A 20,175-nucleotide genomic window follows, 5' to 3' on the forward strand; every position below is an offset into this window, starting at 1 on the left:
ATATGGGCTGAGTAATTCCTTGTACTTCGGCAGGCTAACACGTATAATTATTTTGTTAGGTAATTGTTATGTTCTGTGGAAAAGTTAGGTTAAGCTGAAACGAGGAGAAGGACCCAATGAAAGCAAAACGCAGCCACAGCTGGTGGTCCTACATCGTAGACATGGGCATGGAACGCAAGCTGCTCCTGGTCTTTCTGATTATTATTACGCTTCCGCTTTCAGTCATCAGTGTGATCAGTTTCAAAAGCTACTCCGAATCGATACAGGCGAACACCGTAGCCTATTCGGAAAAGCTGATTGATCAGATGATGGACTCCATTGATGACTACATTGAAGATATGAAACGGATCTCGTCCATGCCGGCATATGTTAACGATATCAAGCAGAACCTGGTCCGCTCGAACCGCTATTATGAACAAAAGCAGATGATGAACAGCAAGGGAGGCGGCACTCAAGTGGCTCCCGGCGACTTCGATCTGCTGCTGTCCATTCAGCGGGGCATTGAGGGCAATATTTCTTTTATTAACAATATTAAGCGGGGAACGAATTCTGTGTATATTTTCGACGGGTACGGCAACGGATATTATTCTGCCAAGGACGGCGGTGTCCGGCTGGATCTGGAGCAGAGCTACAAGTTCTGGAGCGAGCAGTCGAGGGATTCCAGCGGCGAGGCGCTGCTTTTTGGCACGCAGGCGTACACAAGCAATCTGCAGAGCACCCGTTATGCCTTTACAGTTGTCCGCAAAATTGTCGACGGGCTGTGGAATCCTATTGGACTGATCGCAGTCGAAGCCAACATCAGCAATCTGGAAAATCAAGTGGCTGAGCTGGATACCGTAACCCATGGGAAGTCAATCATTGTGGATGAGAACGGCAAAGTGATCTATGACAGCGGCCGGAAGCTCCTGACTACTGATATTTCCCGTACCCATCTGTTCCGGCAGGCTGTGGGCAATGCCGGAAGCTTTTATGATACCGTATCCGGTAAGGAACGGCTGAATATATATTCAAGCTCTGCCAAGACCAACTGGAAGGTCATCATATCTATTCCTGTGGATGAACTGACCCGCGGGGTGAAGCTTACCCGCAATGCGACCATTGCGGCCACCCTGATTATTATTGTGCTGGCGCTGATCATTTCGATCATCCTGTCCTTTGCGCTGACGAAGCCGCTGACCCAAATGATCCAGCTGATGAAAAGGGTGCAGAACGGCGACCTGGATGTGACTTTCCGCGTCAGACGCCGGGATGAGATCGGACTGCTGGGCCATCAATTCAACCGGATGCTTGCCCGCATCCGGCAGCTGATTCAGGATATCTACCGGATTGAAGAGCAGAAGAAGGAAGCAGAGCTGCAGGCGCTGCAGAGCCAGATCAATCCGCATTTTATTTACAATACGCTGGAATCCATCCGTATGACCGCAGAGATTAATGATGACGTGGAAGCCGCCGATATGATCTCCATTCTGGGCAAGCTCCTGCGTTACAGCACAAGTGATCTGTCCGGGACTACAACCATGAAGCAAGAGCTGCTGTATGTCCGCAATTATGTTGAACTGCTGGGCTGCCGCTATCCCGGAAGGTTTGTCCTGCAGATCGATGTTCCCGGGACGCTGGATAACTACTCCATGATTAAGCTGGTTTTTCAACCGATTATTGAGAATGCGGCCTATCACGGACTTGACGACACGAAGTCCCAGATGCATTTGAGCATCACATGTGAAGTCACAGAGCAGAAGCTTCTGTTCCATATCCGCGACGATGGCTGCGGAATGGAGCAGGCCACGCTGGACAAGCTCAATGACAGCCTGAAGCATGAGATGCCTCCGAAGAAGAGCATCAATGGGGGCATCGGCATGAAAAATGTACATCAGCGGATACAGCTCCACTATGGAGCAACCTATGGCATTGAGGTCTTTAGCAGGCCTGGCGAGGGGACGGACGTTATTTTGTCCCTGCCCCTGCAGGTCCAGAGCGCCAGGGAATGAAGGGAACAGAATAGAGGAGGAATCCGCTTGAAACGGATGAAGTTACGTTGGCCCATGCTTACCATCCTGGGGCTGCTCCTGTTGTCGGCCGGGTGTGACAGCCGCAGCAATAATCAGGCTGTGCCTTCGCCGTCTCCTGGCACCAGTGAGAGCCCGTCCGAATTGTCCGGGACCATTGTGATGCTGACGAACCGGATTGACCTGATTGAAGATGGAACTTTCCAAAGCTATGCCGATGAGTTCAAGAAGAAATATCCGGAAGCCCAAGTGCAATTCGAGGGCCTGTCCAACTATGCCACCGACATACTGGTCCGCCTGTCCACCAAGGATGCCGGAGATGTGCTGCTGCTTCCGGTGAATCTGCCGGCGAAGGAGCTTAAGCTTTTTTTTGAACCGCTGCCCGCAGAATTGGCTGCACAGGAGAAATTCACGACTTTTAACATCTATGAGGGCAAAAGATACGGGCTGTCCACAGGCTCGACTACCAGCGGCATCGTCTACAACAAGCAGGCTTTTAAAAAAGCGGGGATTGAGCGGGTGCCGCAAACACTCGATGAATTCTATGCAGCCAGTGCCAAGCTGAAACAGGCAGGTATCATCCCGCTGTACATGAATTACGGTGCTGTCTGGCCGCTGCGGGAATGGGGCAACAACCTGGTTAATTACATGACCGGCAATCCGGATTATCTGAACAACATGGTGCAGGAGAACGATCCCTGGAAGATTGACAATGAATGGGGCCAAGCGATTGCGATTGCCCGGACAATGGTTGCCAAAGGATACGTGGAGGACCAGCTCTTCTCCAACAGCTGGGAGATTTCCAAGACCAAGCTGGCCAAGGGGGAAACGGGAATGTACCTGCAGGGGAACTGGACAATCCGCCAGATTCTGGATGCCGGTGCGAAGTCTGAGGATATAGGCTTTTTCCCGTTTCCGTATGATAACAAGCCTACCCACTACGCAGCGCTCAATCCCGATTGGTTCATCGGGGTCAGCAAATTCAGCAAGAATAAGGAGCTGGCTATGGCTTGGGTGGAATATTTTTTAAAAAAGACCGCCTATACAGCAAATTTCCTTCCCTCCGGCAGCTCGGAAGAGCCAGCCTTGCCGCAATACAGCGAGTTTCTCTCCTATCATCCCAAGCTGGTTGAGGCTACTGTGCAGACGGATGCCTTTATCGACATGGCGAACCGGGCGAAGCTGTCCTTCTGGTCGGGCGATTATATTCAGGAGCTGCTCGCCGCGCCGGATTTGCAGAAATCTTTTGACGAATTAAATGAGAAATGGAAGGAAGCGCGGGAGGGACAGCAGGCTTCTCCCGTACCGCAGGCGGCTGCCGTGCAATCAAGATAAATTGTGGAGGTATTTTCAATGGCAAAAAAAGTGACCATGCAAAAAATCGCCGACCATCTCGGCGTCTCCAAGTTTGTTGTCTCCAAATCACTCTCCGGTAAAGGAGGCGTCAACGAAACTACCCGGGAGCGGGTCATTCAGGCTGCATCCCAGCTAGGGTATTTCACGCAGAAAAATGCTTATGTGCAAAATGTTAAACGTACGTCCCCGGCGGCCGGCAGTGACCGCAACAAGCAGTCGGTGCTTGTGCTGATGCCGAATATCCGGTCGCAGACCCAGGATTCCCTCTACTGGGGAAAAATCGTCGACGGCATTGCGCTGGCGCTCGATCAGGTAGGGTTGGGGATGGTGATTGTTTCGGAGCACCGCGCTGATAATTTTATCAATATTCTTAATCCTAACGGGCTGCTCGGTCTGGTAGGAGTAGGGCAGATTTCCACCTCCCTCCTGCTGGAGGTTCACCGCATCGGGCTGCCGATGGTGCTGATTGACCATGAGGACCCGCTGATCCCGAGCGATACCGTGTTCGCCAACAATATCGACTCCATGACCCGGCTGAGCAACCATCTGATGGGCATCGGGCATACGTTGTTTCATTTTATCGGCAATATCCGCTACTCGCGCAGCTTCCGTGACCGCTGGATCGGCTTCCGCAGTGCGCTGGAGGAAAACGATATGAAAACTCCGGCTGGCGATGATGAGATGCTGGTGCTGGAAGGGATGGAGGACGGCACGTTCCGCGACGATTTCAGGCTCTGGATGGCCAAGCGCAAAAAAGCCAAAACCCTCCCCAGCGCACTCGTCTGTGCCAACGACTCCACGGCGCTCATCGTCTGTGAGGTGCTGAGGGAGGAAGGCATAGCCATTCCTGCTGACATTTCGGTAACGGGCTTTGACAATATTGAAGATGCGATGCGGGGAATTCCGCCGCTCACCACCGTACATGTACCCAAGGAAGCCATGGGCCGTGCTGCCGTGGAGAAGCTGCTGAACCGGATTCAGAATCCGTCTGCGCCGCTGGAGAAGATTCTGATCTCCGCTGATATTGTTCACCGGGATTCGGTAGCGGGTCCCCGGAAGTAGATCGGTTAGGCTTCGCGGAATGCTGGAATAAGCTGTGATTAGGTTTCGCACGGTTTATACGTTAATGCGCACACTTAAAATGGACTCTTTAGTTGTATGAAATGCAGTTATAACCTCTGACCCCAATAAAAAGGCGGCCCCAGTTTCCACAAGGGCCGCCTTTTACTTCTTCTTACTCTCCTATAAAAGAACTTGAGAAGACAATATGAAAGGTGAAGTAACGGAGGGGGAGTTTGGAACTGGAGGCGCGATAGCGTCCGGCTTTGTATTCAGATGTTATCCGCTAAGCGAAGCGGTATAATCAAAAACATCTGAATACAACAGCGGCCCGAAGTCCAAACATTCCCCGCAGTTACAGCCAACACCCAAATGTAAAGCTCTCAAGTTCAATCCACAACTACTTCAACTGCAAATTCCGGTCGATCAAAGCAATCCGCTGCTGTACGCAAGCATAAGAACGAAGCGGGTCTTCAGGGGTATTAAGGACATAATCCAGCATCTGGTCAACCGTTGTGGTGGCGACATGGATGCGGGTGTCAGACGATGCATAATAGATGTAAATGTCTCCGTTGTCGCGTGCGATCACGCCGTTGCAGAAGACAACATTGGATACATCGCCGACGCGCTCTTCACCATCCGGAGCGATGAAATGTCCGCCCGGCGCGTGCGTGACCTTGTTAGGTTCCTCCAGATCGGACAGGAAGGCGTACAGCACATAGCGCAGTCCGGCAGCGGTGTTGCGGACGCCGTGGGCGATGTGCAGCCAGCCGCGGGGCGTTTTGATAGGTGCCGGACCTTGGCCGTTCTTCACTTCTTTGATCGTGTGGTAATAGCGCTGGTCCATGATGGTCTCGCTTGTAATTACAGCATTTTCGATCGTGTCGGATAATCCCCAGCCGATACCGCCGCCGGAACCGGCGTCGATGAAGCCATCCTGCGGCCGGGTATAGAAAGCATATTTGCCGTCTACAAACTCAGGGTGCAGCACTACGTTGCGCTGCTGGGCAGACCCCGTCTTCAGGTCAGCGAGCCGTTCCCAGGTCTTCAGATCCTTGGTGCGGGTAATGCCGCACTGGGCAACAGCGCTGGACAGGTCGCCATGCGGGGCATCCGGGTCTTTGCGTTCGGTGCAGAACAGGCCGTAAATCCAGCCGTCGGCATGCTTCACGAGGCGCATGTCATACACGTTGATGTCCGGGTCTTCAGTTTCGGGAAGCACTACTGGATGATCCCAGAAGCGGAAGCCATCCACACCGCTGTCGCTCTCGGCAACAGCAAAGAAGGATTTGCGGTCATTGCCTTCTACCCGGGCCACAATATAGAACTTGCCGTCCAGTTCAATGGCGCCAGGGTTGAAGATGCCGTTAACCCCGATTCTTTCCGCGAAATAAGGGTTGGTCTCCGGATTGAAGTCGTAGCGCCAGATCAGCGGTGCATGCTCAGCAGTGAGCAGCGGATATTGGTAGCGGTCATAGATGCCGTTGCCGCAGGGAACCTTTTCATTTTTGCGTCCGATCAGCGCCTCATAACGTTCAGTCAGCTTCTGTTTGCGTTCTTGAAAGATTGTCGTCATTATTTTGTCTCCTTTATAGTGGATGTTAGGGTAAGCCGCCCGATCATTTCGAAGCAGGCTCTGCTGTTATGGTAAGGGCATTTCCAGGCGCTGACCTTGGGCTCACGGGCCAGTGGCTGCAGCGTTTCATCAACGCCCCAGTACCATTCGCCAAGCTTGTGGTCAATGATATATTGGTCAGTAAAAATCCAGGCGTTCTCCGCAGCTTCCAGGAACCGTGTCTCATGGGTCAGCTGATAGGCGTTGTAGAAGCCGACAATAGCTTCGGCCTGCGGCCACCAGTCTCTGGACTTGTCAATATGACCGCTGCCGTCCGCTTCATTCCAGATTCCGCCGTCTTCCGCAATGCCCTCCGCCAGCACGGCTTCAGCCATAGAAACGGCTACCTTGCGCACGCGCTGCAGCAGCGCTTCATCTCCAAGCACCTCTGCAGCTTCAACCAGCAGCCAGCTGCCTTCGATGTCGTGGCCGTAAGAGATGCTCCGGGACTTCACATGCCACTCTTCGTCCAGGAACAGGTGGAAATGCTTGCCTTCTGCATCGATAATATGGTCCAGCATCGTTTCGATCAGCTCCGCCAGCTTTCTTTTCAACTCTTCTGATTTCCAGACCCGGTACAGGCCGGTATAACCTTCCAGCACATGCAGATGAGTATTCATAGATTTCTTCTCGTTCATGTCCTTGGAACTGAGACTCAGGTTATCCGTCATCTGCCATTCACGTGACAGAGCTTCAATATAACCTTTATAGAGGGGATCATAGCCGTATTTCTCTACAATATGGAATAGGTCAACGGCCTGCTGCAGGGCATCACTGCGCCCGGTAGCATGGTGAAACTCGGCCAGCGCATAGATGGCAAAAGCCTGGCCATAGATTTGCTTCTTCGGCTGGGAAGGAACCCCGTGCGCGTCCACCATCCAGAACAATCCGCCGTATTCGTTATCTGTGAAGTGCTGGATAAGGTAGTTGTAGGCGCGTTCAGCCATAGCTAAATATTCTGAAGTGCCATATAACCGGTAAGCGCTCGCAAATGTCCAGAGGATCCGCGCATTCAGCACAAGGCTTTTCTCCGCGCCAGCTATGACATTCATCTGGTTGCCGATCTCACCGACAAAGCCGCCATGCGCTTCGTCCAGTGAATGCTTCATCCAAAAGCCCAGGATATTTTCCTTCAGCTCATTCTCCAGCTGTCTCCGCCATTCCTCAGTTGAAATCTTCATTTTCCCTGATTCACTCCTTTATATTACTTATGAGTCTTGGAGCTGTAGTACTCTTTAATGATGGGCGCTGCGGATTTGCCGTACATGCAGTAATCATCGTTCTCCGCCGCCTCTTCAAGCGGATAGAGCTGGGCCGGCCAATCCCAGAGCATGAAGCCCTGGACCCATTTCCGGCTCTCGCAGCTGTGGAACATCGCCTCGTAATAGCGTTTCTGTTCTTCCTCGCTCGGTTCGCCTTTTAGGGACCAGTCATTCGGAATCGCGGCACTGCCGGTGCGGCTCGGACAGCCAGCTTCCATGAAGAAAAAGGGCTTATTATGCTGCTTCACCACGGCCTCAATCCGGTCAAGCTGTGCCTCCCAATCCTGCTCAGGATAGTAGCCGCTGGAGGAAATGACATCAAGGGCATCCCACCAGGTCACATTGTCCTCCTGATACTTGTCGCAATTATAGGTAAGGATTCCGTGGTACACCTTGCGGACTTCGGCAATCAGGGTCCGCCACTGTGCTGCGCGTCTGTCTGACATGACCAGTTCGCAGCCGATGCAGAACATTTCGCAACCGCTTTCTTCGGCAATCGCGGCAAAATGCAAAATAAAGGCAGTGTAAGAGCTGAACCAATCCGACCATTTGGGCTCGCACGGAACATCTTTGTCGAAGAAGTTGATGTGGGCGCGCCAAGTGCCGTCTGCGCAGTTCACAATCGGTTTCAGGCATACCTTCAGGCCAAGTGACTTTGCTGTGCGGATTGCCCATAGGACCTCATCATCGGTAACCGTGGGTTTCTCCCAATAAGGAATTTCTGTGGATTGCGGAGTGGCCTGGATTGCACTGAAGGCGATAGCGGTCCAGTTCGCTCCGGTCACGGATTGCATAAGCTCCATTGAAGTCTCGGCCGCTTCATTAGCCCAGGTTCCGCGCCTGCCCATGAAACCCCAGGTAACGCCTCCGACATATTCATTCTGCAGTGACATCTCAGCTACCTCGCTTATTTAGAATAGTAGGATTAGGCATCGAAACATTAATGTTATTTTGTTATATTGTTATTATAATTTTGTTATTTAATAATAACAATACACAATTAAGTTATAACCCTTTTTAGGCATGATTTCAAGCAGAAAATGGGCAAAGTAAACTGAAGACTATAAAAGTACAACAGAGTACATATGCTAATAAGATAATGAAGCTTATAATTGATAATGACAGCGCAATCATTTGTAGCTTTAACTAAACTGGAGGCGATTTGCTGGTGATCAGGGTCATGATTGCGGACGATGAGGAAGTGATTCGCCGTGGGCTTGAGAAAATTACTTCCCGAATGGATTTGGAAGTTAAGGTTATCGGTTCCTATGGCAATGGATTGGAGGCATGGAATCATCTCCGGGAGCTGGGCCGGGACGATATAGACCTGCTTATAACAGATATCAAGATGCCGAGAATGGATGGTTTTAAGCTGATTGAAGAGGTAAGAGGGCATTTGAAACACCTCCCCATAGCCGTGCTGAGCGGATTCAGTGAATTTGAATATGCCCGCCGGGCCATGCGGCATGGTGTGCTCGATTATTTGCTTAAGCCTATTGAGAAGGCACAGCTCTACGATTTGCTGAAAAGTGTGGAGGAGAATAAGAAGCTGCGGCCGGCGGCAGCAGAGCCGGAAGAAACACCCCACCAGGCCGCTGAAGGCGGTGAGCACTATGTGGTTGAGCAGACTAAAAGCATCCTGGAGAAGGAGTATGGCCAGAACTTTGAGCTTGAACGGCTGGCGGAGACTGTGGGGATGAATGCCAGCTACATCAGCAGGCTGTTCAAATTCAAGACAGGCCAGACGATAACGGACTACCTGATCGGTATCCGCATCGCCAAGGCCAAGGAGCTCCTGATCGGCCAGCCCGATCTGAAAAATTACGAAATTGCCGAAAGGGTCGGCTACAGCGATCCGGTCTACTTCAATAAGTTGTTCAAAAAAATGTGCGGCATGACGCCGAAGGATTATAAGAGCCGCTGCAGATAAAAGAATAGGCTTGCCGGAAGAAATCTGCTAAAAATACAGACAGAACGGCTTTCAGGTGGCCTTAAGAGGAACCCCGCTTACCGCGGGGTTCTTCTGCATGTGCCGGCTGCACGGTGCTTCCGTTATGAAGCCCGCCTTGAAGCAGAATGTGCTCATAGGGCAGCGAAGGGTTGGCAATCCGCCACAGCATCCGGTCTGCCGCACGATATCCGGTTTCCTTAACAGGCAGCGTGGGCCGGGCGATATCCGGGATAATGTTCCGCAGGGACGGCTCCGGTTCCAGACCAATCAGGGAGTAGTCCCCCGGAATGCGCTTGCCGGTGGTTTGACAAGCCAGATATACACGGGTTAAGGCTTGCTCCGAGGCGCAGATGAAGGCCGTGGGCTTATACGTTTCGGTCTGGCGCTTCCATAACGCTGTCCATTCCTCCTGCGGCTGGTTCATTTCAAAGATATGGGAGTCCGGCTCCGCCTGAATCCCGGCTGCTTCCAGGGTCATGCAGAAGGCCTGCCAGCGCAGCTGATAGCCCCGGCTCAGCCACGGATTTCCAATGTACATTATCCTGCGGTGCCCCATGGCAATCAGATGTCTGGCGGATTGCTGCATGGCGTCATGGACATTCCAGATGACACTGTCCACATTTGCACCGGGAGGAGGGAAATTGAGCAGAATCCGGGGCATTTTCCGCTGGATCAGATGTGCCTCTACGGATTCATCAATTACCGGACTAATAAAAATGCCATCAGCATAAGAGAGATTATGTTTGTTCTCCCATTGTATGAAGGCTTTTGCCGGCTGAAGCCCTTCCGGGACAAATAATAGTTCTACCTTGTGGCCTGCCTCGCCCAGCCGGTGCTGCACACTCTCCAGGAGAACATGGTGCAGCGGCGACTGCAGGCCCTGCCTGGCAGCGATCAGAAAGATGAAGCGGCGGCTTTGTCTTGAGTAGACAGGGGTATTCTCAAATAAAAGACTGCGTTCCTGCTCCTTGGTGTGGTAGCCGAGCTTGTGCGCCAGCAGGAGCACTTCATTTCGGGTGTACTCCGACATGCCGGGGAGGCCCCGGAGGGCCTTGGACACCGTATGGACCGTCAAGCCCAGCTCGGTGGCGAGGTGCTGCAGCGTTACTTTTTTACGGATAGGCATAAGGCAGGTCACTCCTATAAATGAAACAAAAGTGTAAGTAAAATGAGGCTTCAATTTCATTATATTATAAGTTTAGTTCATAAGATAACAAGGAGGCCGATGAAATGAAGACAATCACAATTCCAGCAGATCAGATCCCGGTAAGCCGTGAAGTGGAAGTGCTGGTCGCCGGAGGAGGTCCTGCCGGGATTGCCGCCGCCATCGCAGCAGCCAGGAACGGGGCATCCGTTCTGATCGTAGAGCAGCGAGGGTATCTGGGGGGGATGGGAACGGCGGCACTGGTTCCGGCATTCTGCCCTTATACGGATCATGAGAAGCCGGTCGTGCGCGGAATCGGTCTGGAACTTTTGGAGACCATGAAGCAGGCCTGCGGTCCGGATTATATGAGCAGATACGGGGAGCAGCTGGACTGGGTACCCATTGATGCGGAAGTGCTCAAGCGGGTCTATGAAGCCAAGGTGCTTGATAGCGGTGCGGATGTGCTATACCATACCATTGTTTCCCAGGTGGTAATGGGCGCGGGCGGCTCACGTGTAGACGGGGTGGTGATTGTTAATAAAAGTGGCCGTTCTTATATTGGATGCCGCTATGTTATTGATGCTACCGGTGATGCGGATATTGCGGCAATGTCCGGAGCAGCCTTCCAGAAAGGCGGGAAGCAGGGCGAGCTGCAGCCGGGAACGCTTTGTTATGTATTAAGTGATGTGAGCTATAGCCGGTTCAATGAATATCTGGAAAGGACCGGAGATACCGGCCAGATTCCGGCTCTGGTCCAGAAGGCGCAGGCAGCAGGAGATCTTCCGCATGGGCGCAAGGAAGTGTCTGGTTTTTCCTGGATATCGGATTCACTGGTCGGAGTGAACTTTGGGCATATCTTCGGGATTGACGGGACCCGGGCGGAGGATCTGACCCGGGGGGCGATCGAAGGCCGGCAGGGGATCAAGGTGCAGCTGGATTTCCTGCGCAAATACGTGCCGGGCTTTGAACAAGCGCATCTCGTGACCTCCGGAGAGCAAATCGGCATCCGGGAAACCCGGCGGATCGTGGGCGATTATACGCTGGTGAAGGAGGATTTCATGAGCATGAAATCTTTCCCTGATGATATCGCCAGAAATTCATATTTCATTGATGTTCATCTGGCCGACTCCCAGTCACAAATGGATATTCAGCATTTGCCGAGCGGCCGGTCACACGGTGTGCCTTACCGGGCGCTGCTGCCCGCGGGCGTCGACAACCTGTGGGTTGCCGGACGGGCAGCTTCCTCGGACCGCGTGGTGCAGGGCTCGCTCCGCGTCATGCCGAACTGCTTCGCCATGGGCCAGGCGGCAGGCACCGCCGCGTACCTGGCCAGCACTTCGTCCATGACTTCACGCGAGGTTCCAATACGCGAGCTGCAGAACCTGCTTGTCCGGCAGAAGGCCTGGCTCGGAGAGGAAGTACATGCGGCACTAAATATTTAAACAATATGAGATGGACCAGAGAACTTGAAAGCTATTCATCCCATATGGCTGCTTTCAGCCGGATTAATGGTACTTTTTCCAACATAGGATACTCCATTAGTCGAATGCGTCCGAGAAGTGATCTTTTTTTCACTAACAATGATTGCCCTCTTCATCGATTTTTAAGTTCTATTTATATAGTACAGGCTCTTTTCCTTTCCGCATAACTTTCTGCATCATAGACATTTTCGCCGCAGGCAAATTTCCCGAAATGGGGAGTTTGCCTTTTTTTACATACAAAATAGATAACAAATGGAATATAATAAAAACAAAAATAACAAATTGAAGACCAGAAAAAACAATTGAAACCATCGTTTTAGGTTTGGAAACGATTTATAATATGTTTGTAAGCGATAACATCATCACTTTTCAAACGGAAGCGAGTGAAAATTGGCCTTCCCTAAAGTATAGATTGTTGATTTGTGATGATTTTTGTTAGCTTTTTGTTATTATTTTCAGGTTTCAAAATGAAGAGAGGGGTCAACAAACAATGAAGAAAACCAAAGCAGTTACCAGCTTGGCAGCATTGACACTGATGGCGGGTTTGTTCGCAGGATGTTCATCGAACAACAATAATGCCAACAATGCAACAGCAACAAATGCAGGCAATACCGGAACAAACACCGAGGCGACAGCAGCCCCTGAAGGCGATGCAGCTAAAGATATCAAAGGTGAGATCACGGTTATCACCCAGAGAACGGATATTGTTGATACCGTATTCAAGGATTTCGCCGCAAAGTTCAATGAGAAATATCCGGATGTCAAAGTGAATTTCGAAGCGCTGTCCAACTACGAGGATCAGATTAAAATCCGCATGAGCACCAGTGACTATGGCGATGTACTGCTGCTGCCTACAAGCGTAGCGATTAAAGATCTGCCGGACTTCTTTGAGCCGCTGGGTAAGATGTCCGATCTTGAGAAGCAGTATACCGGTCTGGAAGAGCGCGCTGTGGACGGAATTGCTTACGGTATTCCAACTACAGTTAACTACTCCGGTATTATCTACAACAAACAAGTATTCAAGGATGCCGGAATCACTAAGATACCTAGAACCTTTGATGAGTTCAACGCAGCCCTGAAAAGCATCAAGGATAAGACCGATGCCATTCCGCTCTACACGAACTATGCAGCTGGCTGGACGCTGACCCAATGGGAATCGGATCTGGCTACCGTAGCCGGTAACCGGGATTATGTCAACATCGGACAAGTAGCCTCCGATGATAACTTCGTTAAAGGCCAGCCTCACTATGACTTATACAAAGTAATGTATGATGCAGCCAAAAATGGTCTGATCGAAGAAGACCCAACTACGACAGACTGGGAATCCTCCAAATCCGATCTGGCGAACGGCAAAATCGGTACGATGATGCTCGGTTCATGGGCTATCGGACAGATCAAGGGGGTTGCTGCCAACCCTGATGATATAGGCTTTATGCCTTTCCCGACCAACGCCGAAAAGGTTTTTGTTCCATTGTCTGACGATTATACGCTCGGCGTAAGCATCCACAGCAAGAACAAAGAAGCTGCGAGAGCATGGGTGGATTGGTTCATTAACGAATCAGGCTATCCTACAAATGAAGGCGGCGGCATGAGCCCGGTTAAAGGCGCTGAGCTTCCGGAAATCCTGAAACAATTTGAAGGCACTGACGTTACGTTTGACACACTTACCCCTGCCAAAGCCGGTGAAGAGGGCTGGGTTGACGCTATCGATAAACAAGCTGAAATCGGACTCTGGCAGCCTGACTTTAAGAAAGTGATTATTGAAGCAGCGATCGGCAACAGAAAAGATTCCTATGATGACATTATGAAAGACCTGAATGACAAGTGGAAAGAGGCAAGAGCTAAAATTACCTCAGGCAAATAAGACTTAACAGTTTTTACCGCAGAAGTGAGGACAGACTTAATAGAACGGGAAGGTGCCCTGGCAGGCATTTTCCCCTTCACTTATGCGCTGGAGAAGGATTAGGAGTAATAAGCATGTGTTCTTAGGAGGTGTGGAGCGTGCCCAAATTGTCTAACATGAGCTACAAAAATCAACGTATTTTGATCATTTTTTTATTTTCTCTCGTTCCCGTTGTCCTGCTGCTGACGTTTTCATATTTACCCGTATTCAAAATGTTCCAGTACAGCTTCACAAGCTGGAATGGATTCAGTAAAAATATGGAGTATGTCGGCTTTGACAACTACAAAACGATCTTCACCAAACCCGAGTATTTCGCCGTGTTCAAGGTCAGCTTGTATTATTTCTTTGCTACTTTTGTCCAAATGGGGCTGGCACTTTATTTTGCCACCATTCTTAGCTTTAACGTCCGCATGAAGAACTGGTTCAAAGGAATCCTGTTCTTTCCGACATTGCTCAATGGCGTGGCTATCGGTTTTATCTTCCTGTTTTTCTTCAAGCCGGAAGGAACATTGAACACCATCCTTGACCTCGTCGGGCTTGGAGCCTGGCAGCAGAAGTGGCTGCTGAATCCCCAATTGATCAATATCTCCCTCGCCTTTGCCTCGGTATGGAGATACATGGGGATGAACTTTATCATCTTCCTTGGAGCGATTTCTTCCATTGGCGGTGATATCTACGAAGCTTCGGAAATTGACGGCGCCAACCGCTGGCACCAGTTCAGACACATTATTATTCCGAGCATCAAACGCATACTGCAGCTCAATCTGATCCTCGCAGTGAGCGGAGCGATCGGTGTATTCGAAATTCCGTATGTCATGACTGGCGGTTCCAATGGCAGCGGCACTTTTGTCATCCAGACCGTCGACGTGGCCTTTAAATACAGCAAGCTGGGACTAGCCTCGGCTATGGCCGTAGTGCTTCTGGGAATTGTTGTTCTTGTCACCATTCTACAGCGTGTTCTGATTAAGGAGGAGAAGTAAGAACTATGCATACTCTAAAATATAACTTAGCTTCTTTCTTCAAATACCTCACTTTGGTTTTGGGAGCGCTGATGGCACTGGTGCCGATCGTCGTCGTCTTTTTTGCCTCTTTAAAAACGAATAAAGAATATGCGTCGACAGGCCCGCTTACCCTGCCGGAAAACTGGCTGAATTTTTCTAACTATTCCAAAGCTTTTATAGACGGGAATATGCTGCTTGGCTTCATGAACACGATTATCATCGTGCTCATTTCCATTGCCGGTGCTACACTTACCGGTTCTATGATGGCTTACATTTTGGCCCGGTTCCGGTTCAAGGGCAGCAAGCTGCTCATGGGCGCTTTTCTGCTGGCAACGCTGATTCCGGGAGTAACCACCCAGGTGGCTACCTTCCAGATCATCAACTCGCTGGAATTGTTCAATACCCGTTGGGCGCCGATCCTGATGTATCTGGGTACGGATATCATCGCTGTTTATATTTTCATGCAGTTTCTGGACTCCATTTCCGAATCGCTTGATGAATCGGCGATGCTGGACGGAGCGTCTTACTGGACCATCTACTGGAGAATTATTCTCCCGCTGCTCAGTCCGGCCATTGTAACAGTGATTATCGTAAAGGGCGTTAACATCTATAACGATTTCTACACGCCTTTCCTGTACATGCCTAAAAGCAGCCTGCAGGTGGTCTCCACCGCGCTGTTCAAATTCAAGGGTCCGTATGGTTCACAGTGGGAGGTTATCTGCGCCGCCATTATGATCGCAATTATACCGACACTGGTCGCCTTTATCGCTTTGCAGAAATACATCTATAACGGTTTTGCGCAAGGGTCGGTCAAATAAGGCCTGACAGACCGCAGATGAATAACAGCAGAAACGGTTTTGGCATAGCCGGAACTTGGGACTGCTGTTTACTGCGCGGGATTGAAGGAGCATTAACCACATCCGTTGCCCTGCATGAATAAAATAACCCGCAGCACGCGCTGCTAAATTGTGGAGGTATTTAAATGAAAGAAGTTAAGTTGACCGCAAGCCAGAATATTCCCAATATGCCTTGGCAGGACAGACCGGCCGGGAATGACAGTCCGGTATGGAGACACAGTGACAATCCGGTAATCAAGCGCAATCCGGCTAAAGGTGTCGCGCGTATTTTCAACAGTGCTGTTGTTGCTTATGAAGGCAGATTTTTGGGCGTATTCCGTGTTGAAGACAACACCACCCGTCCTCATCTGCGCATGGGCCACAGTGTGGACGGCCTGGACTGGAAAATTGACGATGAGCCGATTCAGTTTGTAGACGAAGCCGGCGAGCCGTATATGCCGCGTTATGCGTATGATCCGCGTCTGGTCAAGGTTGAAGATACGTATTACATCATCTGGTGTACGGATTTCTACGGGGCCGCGATCGGTGTAGCCAAAACCCAGGATTTCAAAACCTTCACCAGTCTGGAAAATCCGTTCCTGCCGTTCAACCGCAACGGTGTGCTGTTCCCCAGAAAAATCAATGGCAATTTCGTGATGCTGTCCCGTCCGAGCGACAGCGGACATACACCTTTTGGCGATGTGTTCCTGAGTGAAAGCCCTGATTTCGTGTACTGGGGCAAACACCGCCATGTCATGACCAAAGGCGGGCAAGGCTGGTGGCAGAGCACCAAAATCGGCGGCGGCCCTGCACCTATCGAGACTACCGAAGGCTGGCTGATGTTCTATCACGGCGTTACCGGAACCTGCAACGGCCTTGTGTACAGCATGGGTGCTGTCATCCTCGATAAGGATGAGCCGTCCAAGGTTAAATACCGTTCCAAAAACTTCGTGCTTACCCCGGAAGAATGGTACGAAGAAAGAGGTTTCGTGAACAACGTGCTCTTCCCTTGTGCTACCCTGAATGATGCTGAAACCGGCCGCATCGCCATCTACTATGGCGCAGCCGACACCTATGTAGGTCTCGCTTACACTACAGTCGAAGAAATCGTTAACTACGTGATCGCAACCCATGAGGAAGTCGGAGACGACGCCGGATTGGGCAAGATCTAAGCTGGCAGCTGATCTTGAGTTTTTATCTGTGGTTGCAGCTGTGATTGCGCAGATTTCCGGCGCTAATCATTGTTGATCCTTCGGCCATGAAGATGACCGGGCCTTCAATACTGTGTGGCCAGTGGCAGCCATCCCGTGGCTGCCACAAATGCTGCATCAACCCAAAACCCATGTTTAATGGGTTTTTCCTCTTGTTTGCCAATACTATTCAATCCATTCCTAAGGAGGATTTCTTATGACGTCCGAAAGATCCCTAACCCAACTAAAAGCCTACGAGGGCTCCAGCCCGAAGCCCGCGGATTTCGATTCATTCTGGGAACGCGCCCTGCATGATCTTGATGCCCAGACCTTGGATTATGAACTGGTGCCTGCGGAATTCACCAGCGGGCTGGCCGAATGCTTTCATTTGTATTTTACCGGCGTGGGCGGTGCCAGAGTGCACTGTAAATATGTCAGACCGAAAAAGACAGAGCAGGCGAAAGGGCCCGGCGTGGTCATGTTCCACGGCTATTCCTGCGACAGCGGCGACTGGATGGAGAAGGTTGCCTATGCCGCGCACGGCATCAGTGTACTCGCAATGGATTGCCGCGGACAAGGCGGGTTGTCCGAAGACAACCTTACGGTGCAAGGTACAACCATCCGGGGTCACATTATACGGGGGATCGATGATCCGGATCCGGACAAGCTGTATTACCGGAACGTGTTTCTGGATACTGTCCAGACCGCACGGATTTTGATGAATATGCCGGAAGTGGACCCCGAACGGGTTGGCGCATTCGGCCTCTCCCAAGGCGGAGCGCTTACGGTAGCTTGCGCTGCGCTTGAACCGCGAATCAAGCTGGCCGTTCCCGTCTATCCGTTCCTTTCTGATTATAAACGGGCATGGGAGCTGGATATTACAACTTCCGCTTATGAAGAGATTAACTATTATTTCCGCTTTTTTGATCCCCATCATGAACGGGAGGAAGAGATTTTTAACCGGCTCGGGTACATCGACATTCAGAATCTGGCAGGCCGGATCCAGGCCAAAGTGCTGTGGGTGACCGGACTTGCAGATACGGTCTGCCCGCCTTCGACGCAATTTGCTGCGTACAATAAAATCACAGCAACAAAAGAACTGATGGTATATCATGAATACGGTCATGAGTACCTTCCATATCTTTCCGATCGGACGCTACAGACCTTCATGACCTTGTAACGGGAAGCCGTGCAAGAATATCGTAGATCTGGCGGTGATTTTTTTTGAGCAAACAAGCAGCAGACAGCAAAGGTTTTTTTACTCGGCTGCGTCCCTCCAAGTCGCTGGGGGTGCGGCTCTTTCTCGTGTTTTTTATCGCGACTATGGGAATTGTATTATCCCTTGGGTATACCTCGTACTCCGTCGCCAGACAAACCATTGAGAGCAACGCTTTGTCATCCAATCAGCAGACTGTCGAACAAACGGCAGAGAAGCTTGACGTGATCCTGATGCGTTTTGAAGACAGTTTGGGGCAGCTTTTTTACAACAGGGATATTCAGGATGCAATTCGTCAAGGAGGTATCTCCGCTGCCAGCAGCGCTGAACGGAACAGTCAAACCGAACGGATTAATAGTGAATTGGACCGCTGGATCACTTCGGTAAAGGGAGTGCAGGCGGTATACCTGGTACCCTTGAATGAGGAGTTTTCTGTGTCTGCCACGGGAACAAAAGATAACGTTTTTATGAAAGGAATCAGGGAGGCTTCCTGGTTCAAGCAGCTGAAAGAGAAACCCCACAGCTTATGGATTACGCAAGGATTGAAGCAGGGGGATACATCGGGCGTATTTCATTTTGCCAAATCCATGGCGGATGAATCGGGCGGGACAGGCTACATTGCTGTCTGCGATATCAGTACCAAAGAATTGGACAGCCAGCTGAGCAAGGTCAATCTCGGCCTGGATTCCTACATCCAGCTTCTGACCAGCAAGGACGAGCTGATTGCCTCCTCCCAGCAGCAGACGGATTCCTATCTTCGCCTCGGCGGGACATTGTTTAAAGGTCTGACCGAAGCTTCGGGGTCTTTGCCGACCCAAGATGAAAAAGGCAAATCCATTCTCGCCGTGTATGGCACACTGCAGAGTTCGGGCTGGAGAGTGCTGGGTGTTGTGCCCTCGGAGAATCTGGTCAAAGATGCAGGCCGTATTTTGGGGACGACCTACATTGCTGTTGCTGCCGCAGCCCTTATAGCGATTCTAATCGGCTTATGGATGGTCAGAATGGTATCGAGGCCGCTCTCACGGCTTAGGGATCTGATGTTCCAGGGGGCGGAAGGCGATCTGCGGGTGCGGACCAGGGTTGCTTCCCGTGATGAAATCGGCCAGCTGTCGTCTTCCTTCAATGTGATGATGGAGCGGATCACGGAACTGGTGGTTCATACCAACGAGACGGCACGCGAGGTCCTCGAAACAGCAGATGCGCTGGGCAATGCTTCGCGTAAGACGGCTGCGTCGGCCAGGGATATTGCCGCGGCGACCGAAGAGATTGCCGGAGGAGCCGGAAGCCTGGCGCTGGAAGCGGACCGCGGCCATGAGATGACGGCGCAGATATCCGACCGGATGGATATGGTGATCTCTGCTGCCCATGAGATGGGCAGCATGGCACATCATGTGGGGCAATCCAGCCAGGAAGGTGTCGTGAAGCTGCAGGAGCTGCTGCGCCAGACGCATACAACAGGCGGTATGACCGATAAGCTCGTGCTGAAGGTCAATGAACTCAAGGATACCGCTTCATCCGTAATGAAAGTGCTGGAGGCTATGCAGAGCATTACGCAGCAGACGAATATTCTGTCGCTGAACGCTTCCATTGAAGCTGCACGTGCAGGGGAAGCGGGCAGAGGGTTTACAGTCGTAGCCGATGAAATCCGCCAGCTGTCCGAACAGTCCAAACGCTCGATTGCGATGGCGGCTGAAATAACGGATAAGATTATGACGGATATGCATGAGACTGTTGCTGCGCTGTCGGAGGTATCGCCCCTGTTCGACGGGCAGATCGTTTCAGTCCAGAACACAAGCGAAATCTTTGTCTCAGTACAGGGACAAATGAATCATTTTATTTCCCGTTTGGATTCCGTAGGAGCTTCTATTGAGGGGCTGAATCAATCGCAGCATGTGCTGTCGGATGCGATCAGCAGCGTCAGCTCTTTTGCCGAGGAATCCTCGGCTGCTTCACAGGAAGTGGCCTCCCTCAGCGGGGAACAGCAGAATGTGAGCGATTATCTCGTGGACCTTTCTGCCCAATTGGAGAAGGCTTCCTCAATGCTGAAGGAAAGACTCTCAAAGTTTACGGTATAATACAGGCTGCTGGAGGAAGTGCAGCTGCCGCCGTAGAGATGTTATAAGCAGGAACTCAAACCGTTTCTTCCTATGAAGAG

15 protein-coding genes are annotated in these 20,175 nt (G+C 51.2%); 11 read left to right on the forward strand and 4 right to left on the reverse strand.

Annotation, left to right across the window (positions count from 1 at the left end; genetic code table 11):
* Positions 1–116: 116 nt before the first annotated feature.
* The 3 genes from PGRAT_RS08980 to PGRAT_RS08990 are packed head-to-tail and all read left to right on the forward strand — an operon-like array spanning position 117 to position 4,424.
* Positions 117–1,988: a sensor histidine kinase gene (locus PGRAT_RS08980; protein ID WP_025708291.1), complete on the forward strand. Its 1,872-nt coding sequence runs from the start codon at positions 117–119 to the stop codon at positions 1,986–1,988.
* Between the two features lie 36 nt (positions 1,989–2,024).
* Entirely contained in the window at positions 2,025–3,341 is a 1,317-nt protein-coding gene (locus PGRAT_RS08985) for an ABC transporter substrate-binding protein (RefSeq protein WP_025708292.1), read from the forward strand.
* An 18-nt stretch (positions 3,342–3,359) separates the two neighbouring features.
* Positions 3,360–4,424, forward strand: a complete 1,065-nt coding sequence (locus tag PGRAT_RS08990; RefSeq protein ID WP_025708293.1) for a LacI family DNA-binding transcriptional regulator — start codon at positions 3,360–3,362, stop codon at positions 4,422–4,424.
* Between the two features lie 397 nt (positions 4,425–4,821).
* Here PGRAT_RS08990 and PGRAT_RS08995 read toward each other — a convergent pair whose 3' ends face one another.
* The 3 genes from PGRAT_RS08995 to PGRAT_RS09005 are packed head-to-tail and all read right to left on the reverse strand — an operon-like array spanning position 4,822 to position 8,191.
* Entirely contained in the window at positions 4,822–5,997 is a 1,176-nt protein-coding gene (locus PGRAT_RS08995) for a glycoside hydrolase family 130 protein (protein WP_025708294.1), read from the reverse strand.
* A complete protein-coding gene (locus PGRAT_RS09000) occupies positions 5,997–7,217 on the reverse strand; it encodes an AGE family epimerase/isomerase (protein WP_025708295.1) in 1,221 nt (406 codons plus the stop codon). The genes PGRAT_RS08995 and PGRAT_RS09000 overlap by 1 nt, the downstream gene beginning before the upstream one ends.
* 23 nt (positions 7,218–7,240) lie before the next feature.
* On the reverse strand, positions 7,241–8,191 hold the full coding sequence (locus tag PGRAT_RS09005; RefSeq protein WP_025708296.1) for a glycoside hydrolase family 113: 951 nt from the start codon (positions 8,189–8,191) through the stop codon (positions 7,241–7,243).
* A gap of 275 nt (positions 8,192–8,466) precedes the next feature.
* Between PGRAT_RS09005 and PGRAT_RS09010 the strand changes: the two genes are divergently transcribed.
* Entirely contained in the window at positions 8,467–9,228 is a 762-nt protein-coding gene (locus PGRAT_RS09010; RefSeq protein ID WP_036706629.1) for a response regulator transcription factor, read from the forward strand.
* A gap of 61 nt (positions 9,229–9,289) precedes the next feature.
* Here the strand turns inward: PGRAT_RS09010 and PGRAT_RS09015 are convergent, their stop codons facing one another.
* A complete protein-coding gene (locus PGRAT_RS09015) occupies positions 9,290–10,375 on the reverse strand; it encodes a LacI family DNA-binding transcriptional regulator (protein ID WP_025708298.1) in 1,086 nt (361 codons plus the stop codon).
* 104 nt (positions 10,376–10,479) lie between these two features.
* On the opposite strand from PGRAT_RS09015, the gene PGRAT_RS09020 reads away from it, so the two are divergent.
* From PGRAT_RS09020 to PGRAT_RS09050, 7 genes are all read left to right on the forward strand, one after another.
* Entirely contained in the window at positions 10,480–11,835 is a 1,356-nt protein-coding gene (locus PGRAT_RS09020) for an FAD-dependent oxidoreductase (RefSeq protein WP_025708299.1), read from the forward strand.
* Positions 11,836–12,364: 529 nt separating this feature from the next.
* Positions 12,365–13,738 carry an ABC transporter substrate-binding protein gene (locus PGRAT_RS09025; RefSeq protein WP_025708300.1) on the forward strand — a complete coding sequence of 458 codons (1,374 nt, stop codon included), beginning with the start codon at positions 12,365–12,367 and terminating at the stop codon, positions 13,736–13,738.
* Positions 13,739–13,875: 137 nt separating this feature from the next.
* On the forward strand, positions 13,876–14,757 hold the full coding sequence (locus PGRAT_RS09030; RefSeq protein ID WP_025708301.1) for a carbohydrate ABC transporter permease: 882 nt from the start codon (positions 13,876–13,878) through the stop codon (positions 14,755–14,757).
* A gap of 5 nt (positions 14,758–14,762) precedes the next feature.
* Positions 14,763–15,596: a carbohydrate ABC transporter permease gene (locus tag PGRAT_RS09035; protein WP_025708302.1), complete on the forward strand. Its 834-nt coding sequence runs from the start codon at positions 14,763–14,765 to the stop codon at positions 15,594–15,596.
* A gap of 164 nt (positions 15,597–15,760) precedes the next feature.
* Positions 15,761–16,786 (forward strand): glycoside hydrolase family 130 protein, encoded by a 1,026-nt coding sequence (locus PGRAT_RS09040; protein WP_025708303.1) that lies wholly within the window; start codon positions 15,761–15,763, stop codon positions 16,784–16,786.
* Positions 16,787–17,021: 235 nt separating this feature from the next.
* Positions 17,022–17,984 (forward strand): acetylxylan esterase, encoded by a 963-nt coding sequence (locus tag PGRAT_RS09045; protein WP_025708509.1) that lies wholly within the window; start codon positions 17,022–17,024, stop codon positions 17,982–17,984.
* Between the two features lie 44 nt (positions 17,985–18,028).
* Positions 18,029–20,095, forward strand: coding sequence for a methyl-accepting chemotaxis protein (locus PGRAT_RS09050; RefSeq protein ID WP_025708510.1), 2,067 nt, complete (start codon positions 18,029–18,031; stop codon positions 20,093–20,095).
* Positions 20,096–20,175 lie beyond the last annotated feature (80 nt).

Origin of the sequence: Paenibacillus graminis (assembly GCF_000758705.1) — a bacterium.
Taxonomy (GTDB): domain Bacteria; phylum Bacillota; class Bacilli; order Paenibacillales; family Paenibacillaceae; genus Paenibacillus_AQ; species Paenibacillus_AQ graminis.

Coding starts and splice junctions, on each gene's coding strand:
- PGRAT_RS09020 (WP_025708299.1), top strand. CDS start 10,480: ATGAAGACAATCACAATTCCAGCAGATCAGATCCCGGTAAGCCGTGAA.
- PGRAT_RS08980 (WP_025708291.1), top strand. CDS start 117: ATGAAAGCAAAACGCAGCCACAGCTGGTGGTCCTACATCGTAGACATG.
- PGRAT_RS09000 (WP_025708295.1), bottom strand. CDS start 7,217: ATGAAGATTTCAACTGAGGAATGGCGGAGACAGCTGGAGAATGAGCTG.
- PGRAT_RS09035 (WP_025708302.1), top strand. CDS start 14,763: ATGCATACTCTAAAATATAACTTAGCTTCTTTCTTCAAATACCTCACT.
- PGRAT_RS09025 (WP_025708300.1), top strand. CDS start 12,365: ATGAAGAAAACCAAAGCAGTTACCAGCTTGGCAGCATTGACACTGATG.
- PGRAT_RS09015 (WP_025708298.1), bottom strand. CDS start 10,375: ATGCCTATCCGTAAAAAAGTAACGCTGCAGCACCTCGCCACCGAGCTG.
- PGRAT_RS09040 (WP_025708303.1), top strand. CDS start 15,761: ATGAAAGAAGTTAAGTTGACCGCAAGCCAGAATATTCCCAATATGCCT.
- PGRAT_RS09005 (WP_025708296.1), bottom strand. CDS start 8,191: ATGTCACTGCAGAATGAATATGTCGGAGGCGTTACCTGGGGTTTCATG.
- PGRAT_RS08985 (WP_025708292.1), top strand. CDS start 2,025: ATGAAGTTACGTTGGCCCATGCTTACCATCCTGGGGCTGCTCCTGTTG.
- PGRAT_RS09045 (WP_025708509.1), top strand. CDS start 17,022: ATGACGTCCGAAAGATCCCTAACCCAACTAAAAGCCTACGAGGGCTCC.
- PGRAT_RS08995 (WP_025708294.1), bottom strand. CDS start 5,997: ATGACGACAATCTTTCAAGAACGCAAACAGAAGCTGACTGAACGTTAT.
- PGRAT_RS08990 (WP_025708293.1), top strand. CDS start 3,360: ATGGCAAAAAAAGTGACCATGCAAAAAATCGCCGACCATCTCGGCGTC.